This is a genomic window from Vallitalea pronyensis (genome assembly GCF_018141445.1).
GTDB lineage: Bacteria > Bacillota > Clostridia > Lachnospirales > Vallitaleaceae > Vallitalea > Vallitalea pronyensis.
This window is the reverse complement of the sequence record NZ_CP058649.1, coordinates 5,786,040-5,798,171: the sequence shown is the minus strand read 5'-3', so window position 1 is coordinate 5,798,171 and position 12,132 is coordinate 5,786,040. Positions and strand designations below refer to the sequence as shown.

Annotated in this window: 11 protein-coding genes and 1 riboswitch; of the genes, 8 read left to right on the top strand and 3 right to left on the bottom strand. The window is 36.3% G+C overall.

The annotated features are described in order from the left end of the window. Nucleotides 1-231 precede the first annotated feature (231 nt). Nucleotides 232-363: riboswitch (cyclic di-AMP (ydaO/yuaA leader) on the bottom strand. 196 nt (nucleotides 364-559) lie between these two features. The 3 genes from HZI73_RS24225 (at nucleotide 560) to HZI73_RS24215 (ending at nucleotide 4,544) form a co-directional block, all read left to right on the top strand. Further along, nucleotides 560-2,368, top strand: coding sequence for a MutS-related protein (locus HZI73_RS24225; RefSeq protein WP_212695907.1), 1,809 nt, complete (start codon nucleotides 560-562; stop codon nucleotides 2,366-2,368). A 114-nt stretch (nucleotides 2,369-2,482) separates the two neighbouring features. Then, nucleotides 2,483-3,766, top strand: a complete 1,284-nt coding sequence (locus HZI73_RS24220; protein ID WP_212695906.1) for a transglutaminase domain-containing protein — start codon at nucleotides 2,483-2,485, stop codon at nucleotides 3,764-3,766. Nucleotides 3,767-3,875: 109 nt separating this feature from the next. Continuing rightward, nucleotides 3,876-4,544 carry a YukJ family protein gene (locus tag HZI73_RS24215; protein ID WP_212695905.1) on the top strand — a complete coding sequence of 223 codons (669 nt, stop codon included), beginning with the start codon at nucleotides 3,876-3,878 and terminating at the stop codon, nucleotides 4,542-4,544. Between the two features lie 194 nt (nucleotides 4,545-4,738). Here the strand turns inward: HZI73_RS24215 and HZI73_RS24210 are convergent, their stop codons facing one another. Continuing rightward, on the bottom strand, nucleotides 4,739-5,422 hold the full coding sequence (locus HZI73_RS24210) for a metal-dependent hydrolase (protein ID WP_212695904.1): 684 nt from the start codon (nucleotides 5,420-5,422) through the stop codon (nucleotides 4,739-4,741). Between the two features lie 32 nt (nucleotides 5,423-5,454). Beyond that, entirely contained in the window at nucleotides 5,455-6,009 is a 555-nt protein-coding gene (locus HZI73_RS24205) for an SPOR domain-containing protein (protein WP_212695903.1), read from the bottom strand. 343 nt (nucleotides 6,010-6,352) lie between these two features. On the opposite strand from HZI73_RS24205, the gene HZI73_RS24200 reads away from it, so the two are divergent. The 5 genes from HZI73_RS24200 (at nucleotide 6,353) to HZI73_RS24180 (ending at nucleotide 11,420) form a co-directional block, all read left to right on the top strand. Beyond that, nucleotides 6,353-7,630, top strand: coding sequence for a DUF4225 domain-containing protein (locus HZI73_RS24200; protein WP_212695902.1), 1,278 nt, complete (start codon nucleotides 6,353-6,355; stop codon nucleotides 7,628-7,630). Continuing rightward, nucleotides 7,623-7,931: a hypothetical protein gene (locus HZI73_RS24195; protein WP_212695901.1), complete on the top strand. Its 309-nt coding sequence runs from the start codon at nucleotides 7,623-7,625 to the stop codon at nucleotides 7,929-7,931. Before HZI73_RS24200 ends, HZI73_RS24195 begins: the two co-directional genes overlap by 8 nt. Nucleotides 7,932-8,197: 266 nt before the next feature. Further along, nucleotides 8,198-9,205, top strand: a complete 1,008-nt coding sequence (gene asnA / locus HZI73_RS24190; protein WP_212695900.1) for an aspartate--ammonia ligase — start codon at nucleotides 8,198-8,200, stop codon at nucleotides 9,203-9,205. 252 nt (nucleotides 9,206-9,457) lie between these two features. Continuing rightward, nucleotides 9,458-10,336, top strand: coding sequence for a hypothetical protein (locus HZI73_RS24185; RefSeq protein WP_212695899.1), 879 nt, complete (start codon nucleotides 9,458-9,460; stop codon nucleotides 10,334-10,336). 205 nt (nucleotides 10,337-10,541) lie between these two features. After that, the gene (locus HZI73_RS24180; RefSeq protein WP_212695898.1) at nucleotides 10,542-11,420 is read left to right on the top strand and encodes a hypothetical protein; all 879 of its coding nucleotides are present in this window, start codon (nucleotides 10,542-10,544) and stop codon (nucleotides 11,418-11,420) included. 86 nt (nucleotides 11,421-11,506) lie between these two features. Here the strand turns inward: HZI73_RS24180 and HZI73_RS24175 are convergent, their stop codons facing one another. Then, on the bottom strand, nucleotides 11,507-12,052 hold the full coding sequence (locus HZI73_RS24175; protein WP_212695897.1) for a hypothetical protein: 546 nt from the start codon (nucleotides 12,050-12,052) through the stop codon (nucleotides 11,507-11,509). Nucleotides 12,053-12,132: the final 80 nt, after the last annotated feature.

The window sequence follows — 12,132 nt, the reverse complement described above, 5'->3', positions numbered from 1 at the left end:
AAAAACCCTGCCTAATGAAGAAGCGTTAAACCTTAATGGTGCGGTTGTCGTACTTATTATAAGTTGAAGACTATTCCCAATGGAAAGAACTCAACTTACGGAATCAAGGTAATATGTTAAAGCCATAGCTTTTAGGTTATGGTTAACATAATAGAGTAAAAAAAGACAACAAAAAAACTCTAAGGAGTACTTAGAGTCTTGGTAAGTCTTTATGATAGATTCCAATAACAAGCGTACTCTCTTTCAACGCTGACGAGGTTAGCTGTCGGGCTCGGACTGAAAGAGTATCCTATCCATTATACAATGGAATTCGCCCCAAAAAGGTGGGTCCCCCGCTTCTTACGAATTAAGCATGTGCTATTAAATTATGACTTAATAATACTCCTTTGACAAAAAAGTGTCAATGATAAAAACTAACAATCATAACGTAGTTTATTACATATTAAATGAACAATATGCACAAATGATGATTGGGGAAATCGCACATTTATGGCTTTAAAAAAAAGCATATATATGATATGGTAGTAATGATGAAAATGGAATTATGGGAGGTTATACGATGAGCCCGAAAAGGGAGTATAAAAATCAAAGAAAACATTATGAAGAAGTTTTAGAAGAACTAAAAAAGAGAAGTAATCGATACAGTAATATGCGTTTAATCCTATTACTTGCAGGGATTATCTTTGCACTTTGGATGTATGAGCAGAAAAATTATGTTTATGTTATTGCGGGGCTATGTGTTACCCTTGTTGTATTTATAGGTTTAGTGGTCATGCATCATAAGGTTAATCGAAAAAAAACATTGGCCCAAGCCATGTACGATATTAACGCTTATGGCATAAATCATATCATTGGTCAATGGGGTGACAATGAGCTATCGGGAGCCATGTACGTGGATGAACATCATGCTTTTTCATACGATCTTGATTTGTTTGGAAAACGTTCGTTGTTTCAGTGGATGAATCATACCAACACGCCTATTGGAGAAAAAAAATTAAGGGATGCACTTGTTCGTCCTCATAAGACGAAAGAAAACATCGTAAAACGCCAAGAAGCTGTAACAGAACTTGCTTCGAAGATGAAATGGGTCCAGAACTTTCGTGCTGTGGGCATGATGGAAAAAAAGAAGCCCATTGAAGATGAGACAGAATTGATTAAATGGGGAAAGAAAGTGGATGCATTCTACTTAAAAAAACCTTTAAAATGGTTCATTAGGTTAATGCCTTTTATCACCATTCCTAGTATTATCATGGCGTTTATCATACCGGGTATTATGAAACATGTTGCATTTATTGCCTTTCTGATACAAACGGGCATCGTGGTTTTTCATTTTTTTACAAAAAGCAGTCCTTTAATTGCCGTTGGGAACTATCGAAAACAAATACAGGTCTATGAACAGATGATCCGTTTGTTTGAGGAAGAAACATTTGAAACACCTTTGCTGCAAGACTTAAAAAGAAAATTAAAGTATCGAGATAAAAAAACCGCATCCATGCAAATAAAAAAGCTGGACCAGATTATGGATATGATTAGTTTGAGGTATTTCCAATTTTATCTTTTATTTGATATATTGACTTTTTGGGATTATCATTGTATGTTTGCTCTTGAAGGATGGAAGGCAAAATATGGACAGGCATTGGATCGATGGTTAGATGTGCTAGGCGAGCTGGAATCTTTATGTAGTATTGCCACCATTACCTATGAACAGCCCCAATGGGTGATGCCTACCATTTATCATAAGCGTGAAATCATGGCAGAAGCCATGGGACATCCCCTAATACATGAGGAAGAACGTGTATGTAACAGTGTTATTTTTGGAAAAGAGCGCACTTCTTTACTGATTACGGGTTCTAACATGTCAGGTAAAAGTACATTTTTACGTACCATTGGCATCAACATGATACTTGCTTATGCAGGAGCACCTGTATGTGCTCAATATTTTCATTGTCCTATTATGGATATATACACCTCCATGCGGGTAAAAGATGATATTGATAATAAGGTATCTTCTTTTTATGCGGAGTTAATACGCATAAAAAGAATCATCCAAGCAGCCAATGAAGGTAAGCATATCTTTTATCTATTGGATGAGATTTTCAAGGGTACCAATTCAAGGGATAGACATATTGGTGCTAAAACACTGATTAAAAAATTAGCTGAAGGACCTACATTAGGCCTGGTGTCCACACATGATTTGGAGTTAGCGGAATTAGCGGATGAACCCCATTCAAAAATAGCTAATTATCATTTTCAAGAGTTTTATAAAGGGGACAAGATCTATTTTGATTATACCTTGTATCCAGGTGTTTCGGATACCTTTAATGCGGTTTATCTCATGAGACAGATCGGTATTCATATTACAAAATAGATGCTCATAGAATAACTCTTTAACAAGGATGGTCCATGATTGTTTTCTTTGTAGGCTTTGCAGCGTAATGAGGAGAGAGCATGAACTTAGATGCTGGTGTGAGGAGAGGGTTATATGATTAAAGGGATAAAACGTATAGTTGGGGCTATAATATGGACTGCTGTTTTGTGGTTTGTGCTACAAATTGCACATGGTATCACCGATACAAGAAGAGACATGGATGATGTTGCTGGGAATAATCCTACGGATATAGAAGTGGAGAGTATGGATACCCTGCCTGTTGCTGAGACGGTTCCCCATGCATTAGCTAAGCAATCACGGGAGAGTAAACAGGTTAAAGAGAATGAAATGGATGCTCAGGAACAGCATCAATATGCAAAGCAGTTTCTTTCTGCTGACGGCCAATTGGTTTATAATGACTTATTCATCAATATCTTGAATCATAACACAGAGTCTTTTGAAGTGGCTGTTGTTGGAAAAGATGAATTTACACAAGCTTACACAGCGTTAATGCATGATGCACCAGAGATTTTTTATGTGAAGTCTTTTGTGTATTATATGGATAAACATGACAGGATACAGTCGGCTAGGATTATCTATAATGTGACGAAAGAAGAACGTGAACGAAAAGAAAAAGAAATGGAAATTGTGGTGAATGAGCTCCTAGGAAAAGTCCAGCATAAATGGGGAGATTATGAGAAGGTTAAATATCTCTACGATACCATTATCCAAAGAACAACTTATGATCTTAACGCCCCTGATCATCAAAATATATACAGTGTGTTAGTGGGGCGTCGTTCCGTATGTGCAGGTTATGCCCGGACATTACAATATCTTATGCATCAACTGGATATGGTATCCATCTATGTAACAGGTTTTGCCCTAAATACGGACGGTAGCAATATCGGTCATGCATGGAATTTGGTAAAAATGGATGATGAGTACTATCATGTAGACGCTACTTGGGGTGATCCCATGTTTCAAATGAAACATGCCCATAAAGATTATATTGGGTACGCCTATTTTGGTATGTCGTCGGAGGATTTGGCGAGAACACATGTTGTGGATATGGACTACCCTTTACCCCCAGCAGAAGGCATTTTGAACAATTACTATGTTAAGGAAAAACTACTCGTAGACCAGACATCAGCTGGTGGGTTTCTATTACAGGCACTTATCCATGGCAGCGGTGTAGGGCAGAGAGTCTATTCCATGAAATGTGTGGAGGGTTATGATACCATTATTGAAGATATCTTTAAGAACGGGTACATTAACAAACTCATTAGACAAGCTAATGACTCTGTTTCTAGACCTTATGCGGATGTACAAGCCATTTACCCTTCCCCAGAAGCCAAAATCATTGACTTCATCTTGGATTTTAAGGATGAAACACCGTAAATGTGTGCATTAAACGTATTGCTTTACACATTATTTATCCATTGCTTTGGTTTCAAGTTTTTTGTATAATAGAATAAATATCTTGACGACTGATGGAGAGGAGAACAGCATGAGTTTACAGACCTATGGTGTGTTAAAGTGTAAGGTTATTGCCACAAAACAGGAACGGGATAAGAAACGTCCCCATTATCAAGTGCATGTACGAGCTGGTCAAGAAGATTATCGTATATCCGTTAATATAAAATCTTATGATGTGTTATCAGAAGTACTTTTTTATACAGATGAAAATTTTACCCATGAGGTAACACAAGAGATTAAGCGTTTACCTTATGGTTTTTTTTATAGTCAGTATTGCACCATTGATTATGTACGAAGTGAACTTGGGTTCACCCGTGAATCCATGAAAAATATTCCTCATGATCGACATGGACCGAATAATGACTTAAATGAAAAATTAAATCACTATGTGATCGATGCCATTGAAAGGGATGCGGACCTTTACGTCTTTGGCACAAGGTGGAAAAGCAATAATTATTGCAAAGAAGATAGGATTTTTCGTTTTCAGCCTGCTATGGGTATGCATGATATTCATATGAATCAAGGCAATGTGAGGCATTGGAAAAATGATGATGGTATATTTCAAGACGGTTGTTTATTATTTCATTATCCCAGTCGTGATCATTGGATTGGCATCTTTTTAGCCTTTCAATCACAATCATGGGACACGGATGACTGTATGGGTCATCGCTTAAAAAGGGCTAAGAAACACATTAATTAACCCATGTAGCATGTGGTGGATTTATATAGATTTTGTAATAAATAAGAGGTTGCTTAACGCTGGCCTCTTATTTTGGTTAATGATTCATTCTCTATTTACTTTACGCCACCATACGATATGAAAGGATTACGTACAATAGCTTTTATGGTTGTTATGTAAGTCATCACAAGGTCTCTTATTGTCCACACAGTAGTTTAGATAGAAATGATGTCCCCTGTGTTCATGACATGAACAGGGTAAGCAGCCTTATCTGCAAAGGCATAAGGGTCAGCCTGAATGGGTGGAAAGGTGTTATAGTGCATGGGTATAATGGCTTTTGGCTGAACAAAGTCAGCAGCTCTTACGGCATCGTCCATATCCATGGTAAAATTACCGCCAATAGGCAGCATGGCTATGTCAACATGCTCCATTTCAAGTAGCTGCATATCCATTGTTAGACCTGTATCACCAGCATGGTATATTTTCTTATTGTCATGTTCAATGAGAAAACCACAAGGTGTGCCGCCAGAATAGATCTGGCCTTCTTCCGTCATGATACCTGATCCATGAAGGGCAGGTGTCATTTTGATAATAACCCCATCAACGATAGCCCGACCGCCTATATGCATAGGATGGACAGAAATACCGTCATGATGCATGGTCAAGTAATTAGCCAGTTCAAAATTGGTCACAATTTTAGCACCGGTTTTTTGAGCTAGTGTAACGGCGTCCCCTAGATGATCCCCGTGTGCATGGGTTACAAATATATGTGTCAGGTGCTCAAAGCCATCTAAACCTATCTGGCTTGCAGCATTACCCGTTATAAAAGGGTCGATGATGGCTTGATAATCGCCACTTTCAAGATAAAAGGCTGAATGCCCCAAAAACGTTATATTCATCCTATCTCCTCCTTATTTAGATAACATAGGGTTTATTCATAGGTAATAAAACTGTCATAGCCAGCACTTTTTAATGCATTCTGTTTAATGGTTGCATTTTTTTTCAATGAATATGTACCTGTAATTACCCGATAACCGCCATTCGTAGCTGCAGCATAAGCGTCAAAATCCTTTTCTTTTAGGGTTTTAACCATTTTATCTGCATTAGCTTTATTGGCATATGAACCAGCAATAACCCGGTAATAACTTTTGGATTTGGTTGTTTGAGACGTGCTTGTCTTAGTAGTCGTCTTCGTGGTCTCTGAGGCAGACTCGGATGCCTCCTCTTTCTGTTCATCTAATTGGGTTGTTAAGTCATCAACCTTCTGACTTAACGTACTAATTTCTTTATTGTTATTATCCAGTTGAGATTCTAAAGAGTCTATTTTGTCCATGGCGTCAGCTAATTCTTGTTTAGTGGTGTCATCTACATTGTCCACGGTATCACCAGTTGTTGGTTCATTTGGTATGTCTGACTCTTTTTTTGAACACCCTGCAACAGCTAATGTACATAATAATAATGTAATTATCAATCGTTTCTTCATCATTTAACTCCTCCTCTTTGAGTAAATAATTAATAGGTTGGTAGATAATGGTACATCTTAGATTATAAAGCAGTAGACTGTCGATTACAATAATAAGATAGTCTTGTTTAAGAGAGGCAAAGAAAAATGCTGTATTTTGACGATGTATGACGATGGAAACTACTTAGATAGAGTAACAATGAGGATATATGTATTGTAATATGCATTTTATCCTTTTATATGTGCATTCTGTCAAGATTTATTGAACAAGTTGTGAAAATAAGATAACCTGATGATAGGAATAATAATAAAAGTTAAACGAATAGTCATATCATCAGAAATATGATAAACTATAGGGGAGGTTAATATGTCTGAATTATTCATTAGATTAAACAGGGTGCAAGAAAAAGAGAGTAAATTATTTGGTATCGCTTCCAACATATCAAGGATTCAAAATGATCTTGTATCAGTAAGAAATGGCCTATCACCAGAGGTTATACAAAGATTAACGATTCGAGGACAGTTTCAAAGGATAAACCACCATCTAAGTAGACTTGAAGTGGATATGCATAAGGTAGGAAATTTTCTAGGCGAGTCGGTTAACCATTACATAAAAGCAGAAGAAAGACTAGCATTAGAAATGAAGCGACTGTCAATGGTTGGGCTGAATCATACCGATAGTATAAGACCAACAATGATGAATCATAACCAAGTATATGTCAATAAGAAACAATCTGGTTTTCTCGACTGGGTTGGCGCTGGTATTCAGTCGGGTATTGACCATATTGGCGATTTCTTTAAAAAGACTGGTCAGGTCATTAATAACGCATGCAAACAGGCGGAAGATTTACTTCAAGATGCCACAGAATTCCTTAACTCAAAAATTGAAACCTTTGCCGCCTATAGTACGGAGATATATCTAAAAGCGAGAGATACATGGATATCATGGAAAGACGATGTAAGTGATTTCTTTCAAGAGAATTGGGAAAGTCTAAAAACCTGGGCAAGTGGTGTTGAATGGGGAGAAGTAGGGATTGGTACACTACAGTTGATTGGTGGTGTATTAGAGACAGCAGCAGGACTTACCATTGCCACAGCAACTTCAGCAACAGGCATCGGTATTGCAGGGGGGCTTTATATGTCTGTTGATGGCGTAAGTAATGCTTCAGGGGGTTTTACAAGGATCATTAATGGTTTTAAAGGAAACAAAGATGGAGATACAGGAAATTTTATGAAAGCAGGTTATAAGCAATTAAGTTCTTTTTTAGGCTTTAAGGAAGAGTATGGCGAAGTTTTTTACAATGGAACCCAGCTCGTTATTGGAGTGATTTCATTGGCATCAGGTCTGAAAGACTTGCCTAAAGCTTCCATTGATATGTATAAGAGCTTTATTGGCTATACAAAAGTAAGCCAAGGTGCTAAGACTTTTTCATATTTCACCAGGGAAGGCAGTACGTTAGCCAAGTTTGTGTATACAAACGGTGGATTGCTGGTAAGGTCCACCAACATATACTTGGATAAATTAGCATGTGGTTTATCGCTTATTGGTGTGGATATTTTTAATATTTCAACGTTATTTAATCAAGATCAAGAGGAAAAAGATGATGACATCATCATCAACGAAAGGACTATTTTATATGAGTAAGAAACGCTTGACATATTTTCTAATAGCTTATGTATTGGGTTATATCATGAGCTTGTTAAACTCAGGGGTTCCTAACCTCTATTACTTGATACCCATTAAGCTATTTTCAGTAGTGATGATGCTTGTATTTGGTCATTTGTTTTACTTCATCTTGGAAGAAAAGAGCCAGATTTTTGCAGCAACTTTTAGGTGCATTAAATATGTTGTCATAAGTGTGGTGTTGATTCTTGCAGTGACGTTATTTTCAGATTACATGTTAGCATCTCATCATATAGATATAACACCTTTTATAGGCATATAAATTCGCGTAAAATTATATAAGGAAAAGGCGAAACTTGACAAACACATAAGATATGCTTATGATGAAGTGTGAAATTGGTGCATGCATGTGATAGTTTGGACTTTTAATCACAAGAAAATATATGAAATTGACAAGTTGATGTTTACTTTTTATGGATATCATGGTTTAATGTAATAAATAAATAAAGCGATAACGTAGTAAACAAGCGAATCAACTTGATATGCTTGATACATATAAAACAATGTTAAACATGACAAGGAGGCAACATGAAACGATTAATGATTATTAACGGATATGACTCATTAATGAGTTTAATGGAAACAGAAATTGCAATTAAAGAGACAAAAGACTATTTTGAAAAAGCTTTAGCCCGTGCATTGAATCTTACTCGTGTATCGGCACCACTTTTTGTTTTACCTGAAACAGGACTTAACGATAATCTTAATGGGTTTGAGCGTCCTGTAAGTTTTGACATACAAGAGACAGGCAAAGTAGCAGAGATTGTGCATTCCTTAGCAAAATGGAAGCGAATGGCTCTGTATCGATATAAAGTTCAACCGGATAATGGAATCTACACGGATATGAATGCCATTCGCCGTGATGAAGAGCTGGACAACCTGCATTCCATCTATGTGGATCAATGGGATTGGGAAAAGGTAATGACCAAACAACAACGCCATGAAAGTTACTTAAAAGAGGTTGTTAATAGAATCTATGGTGTATTTCGAGATACGGAGAGCTATCTCTATGAAAAATACCCTTTCCTTGGTAAGCATTTACCAGAAAAATTGACGTTCTTGACCACCCAAGAATTAGAAGATAAATATCCTGATCTTACACCTTCTGAAAGAGAAGACAGGGCTGCCAAAGAACATTTCGCCATATTCATTATGAAAATAGGAGGGGCATTGAAGTCAGGTGAAAAACATGATGGACGAGCACCAGATTATGATGATTGGGAGCTTAATGGTGACATTGTATTCTGGAATCCTGTTCTTAACCGAGCCTTTGAACTATCATCCATGGGTATCCGTGTGGATGAAGATGCCCTTGAAAAGCAATTGGTGATGGCAGGAGAAGAAAAACGAAAAACATTAGCTTTCCACTCTATGATTCTTGATAACGTATTACCTTATACAATCGGTGGTGGCATCGGTCAATCAAGAATGTGTATGTATTTCTTGAGAAAAGCCCATATTGGAGAAGTTCAAGCAAGTATCTGGCCTCAAGAAATGATAAAAGACTGTGAAAATGCAGGGATTAATTTATTATAAGATATCAAGTAAGATAATGGCACAAAAATTAAAATAGTGTATGCATTAGATATTATAAGAAAAGGGAGCTGTCTCATAGAAGCCATTCTGTTGGCTAGTAGACATCCCCTTTTTTCTTGCCCAGGCGCACCTGTTTATGAACTTATACGTATAGATACATGGAACGATGACATCATGATTACGAGTAACAAAAATGATAGACTTACTTATAATGATAGTAAGTCGTAATAATGTTGTCTGGGAGAGATGTATATGGATATGTTTGATTGTGGGATTTATTCCTTTGTGAATACGATGACCATGGATACCATGAAGTATTGGGCTAAGAATTCCTATCAACACATTGATGTTCTATTATATTCTGCTATGCCATATGATGCCGCTTTATCGGAAAGCTACAATAAGGAAATGAAGCGATTACATGATGCCTTTCAAGCCATTCATGAAGAACTGAATCCTGCTAACCGAGAAAGAATTATCTATCATATGGTTAAAAGATTCTTAACACTTAATGATCATTTTGTGACCCTGCTAGAGCGGTTAAAATTTGAAGGGTTTAATGGTTACCCCATTTTATACCAGCTGACATACCATATTTTATATGAACAAATGTATGTGAGCGAAATTTTTAAACCATTGTTGAATACACGCTATGTTCAGCCTCAAGATGTCTTAATTCATGCTGACTTTAGAAGAGGAGGATTAGGTACCAATCCGTTACAGTGCATTTATGGGCAACTGTATTTTTGGAGTATCATAGGTGCTGAGCATCCTTCCATTATCATGAATATAAGTCCAGCTGAAATGAGGCAATTACCTGAAGAAACCATAGATGAATTAGATAACATGACCCATCTGTTTAATCGCATCAACTATAAACTAACGCAGATATATCCAAAACTTAATAAAGAAAATTTACGTATGGTAATAAAGGAGTTTGATACACTCAACAAAGAATTTTTGAAGATATTAGAAAAGCTTTCCAAGAATAACCGCTATTTACCTCAGGCCGTTAGGAAACGTCTTCCTGACATATTCTTTGGTATTTTGGAACACATTATCAAGGAACATGAGTATGCAGAAGACCTATGTGATAGGATTCTGAAAGGTATATACGGTCACAATCATTAATGTAGAAGACATATCTTCTGCATTTTTTTCGTTTTCTAAGAAAGTTCTCCTGAATTAAGCATTTGAAATAGAAGCGGTATTAACCTTTATTTTTAGCAGCAAGAGTGTAAATCCTAAGAGAGACTGAATTGTAGTTGTCACAAATAAGCTAGACTTTCCTATAATAGTATTAAGTCTATATATTGTTGTCATAGGAGAGATGCTTATGGATATGTTTGACTGTGGGATATATTCTTTTGTGAACAGTATTACCATTGAGACAATCAGATTTTGGGCCAAGAATTCTTACGAGCATATTGAGGTCTTATTGAATTCTGCTGAGCCAAACGGTGCAATTTTACAAAAAAGCTTTGAAGATGAGATGAAACGCCTGTTTACATCCTTTCAAAGTATTTACAATGACCTTGGGGAGGTTAAACGAGATACCAATGTCTATTACATGGTAAAAAGATTTCTATCTGTAAATGACCATTTAATAGCATTACTTGAGCGGTTGAAGTTTGAAGGTTATAATGGGTTCCCGATACTCTATGAAGCTACATATCATTTTCTGTACGAACAAATGTATGTAAAAGAAATATTCAAACCACTCATGTATACGCGAGATGTTCATCCACAAGATGTGGTGATGCATGCAAGCTTTAGAAGAATGGGACTGGGTACTAATCCTCTACAGTGTATTTATGGACAGATATATTTTTGGAGTATGATTGGAGCAGAACACCCATCTTTGGTTATGAATGTGGCGCCTGATGAAATGAAACAATTACCTAAGAGTACCGTTAAAGAGTTCAAACACATCACCAATAGATTTAACAACGTAGCTTATGCATTATCATCCATCTATCCCAAGCTCAATAACCAAAATCTGTTGGCTGTCCTAGAAGACTTACGGGTACTCAATCGTGATTTCTTAAATTTTCTTTCGAATTTCAAGAATAATCCTCAGTACTTACCGCCATTTCTAAAAAGGCAGCTACCAGAATTATTCTTTGGTGTGCTTGAGCATATTATTGATGAGCATCAATATGTTGAAGGATTGGTTAAAAAAATCATGAAAAGTCAGTACGGTCAAGATGTATAAGGATATAAAAACACGGATTAGTGAAAAACCGTCTTCTCTTAGATTCTAGGGGATAAAGACGGTTTTATTTGCATGTTACAAAAGAGTTAAACCAATCGATTCAGGTCACTTAAAACATCTTGATACACATGAGGCTCTAGCTTTTTCTTTAAAATCTTAATAAAGCTTGAAAAACCTGTCAGGGACATTGTATATAGCGTCATTTTGGTTACGTCTGTATGCAAAAATAATCCAGAAGAAAATCGACCATACTTGATTTTCTTTATTTCTTGCCACCGGATTACTTTTTCTTTACCAAATATGTTGTAATGGGTAATAACCTCCTCGGTAACTTCCACTTTATAGTTTTTAACCATTAATAAAAGTGGAATACTCAGTGTAAAGACAAGCACATTAATACCTAGAATATTAAACACCTCTGATTGGGATGTGATATCCGGTATATCCATGATTGTAGCGATAACAGCTAATACAATAACAATAACTGCTATAATGCCATATAATTTGTTGACTCTTAAAATGATGGTATTGTCCTTAATAAGTGGTTGCTTTTTATTGGATATTTCCAAAAACCTCATCATTAAAAAAAGAAAAATTATCAATAAGATAATTGAAACGGGATTATCCATCATGATCCTCCTCATGTATTATTTATCTATACGATTACTTGTCTAAATAGAATACCAATTAAAAGAGCTTCATAACACTTTAC

Excerpts from the sequence above, each read along its gene's own strand:
- HZI73_RS24180 (WP_212695898.1), top strand. The coding sequence starts at position 10,542 with ATGGATATGTTTGACTGTGGGATATATTCTTTTGTGAACAGTATTACC.
- HZI73_RS24210 (WP_212695904.1), bottom strand. The coding sequence starts at position 5,422 with ATGAATATAACGTTTTTGGGGCATTCAGCCTTTTATCTTGAAAGTGGC.
- HZI73_RS24175 (WP_212695897.1), bottom strand. The coding sequence starts at position 12,052 with ATGATGGATAATCCCGTTTCAATTATCTTATTGATAATTTTTCTTTTT.
- asnA (WP_212695900.1), top strand. The coding sequence starts at position 8,198 with ATGAAACGATTAATGATTATTAACGGATATGACTCATTAATGAGTTTA.
- HZI73_RS24185 (WP_212695899.1), top strand. The coding sequence starts at position 9,458 with ATGGATATGTTTGATTGTGGGATTTATTCCTTTGTGAATACGATGACC.
- HZI73_RS24205 (WP_212695903.1), bottom strand. The coding sequence starts at position 6,009 with ATGATGAAGAAACGATTGATAATTACATTATTATTATGTACATTAGCT.
- HZI73_RS24220 (WP_212695906.1), top strand. The coding sequence starts at position 2,483 with ATGATTAAAGGGATAAAACGTATAGTTGGGGCTATAATATGGACTGCT.
- HZI73_RS24225 (WP_212695907.1), top strand. The coding sequence starts at position 560 with ATGAGCCCGAAAAGGGAGTATAAAAATCAAAGAAAACATTATGAAGAA.
- HZI73_RS24215 (WP_212695905.1), top strand. The coding sequence starts at position 3,876 with ATGAGTTTACAGACCTATGGTGTGTTAAAGTGTAAGGTTATTGCCACA.
- HZI73_RS24200 (WP_212695902.1), top strand. The coding sequence starts at position 6,353 with ATGTCTGAATTATTCATTAGATTAAACAGGGTGCAAGAAAAAGAGAGT.
- HZI73_RS24195 (WP_212695901.1), top strand. The coding sequence starts at position 7,623 with ATGAGTAAGAAACGCTTGACATATTTTCTAATAGCTTATGTATTGGGT.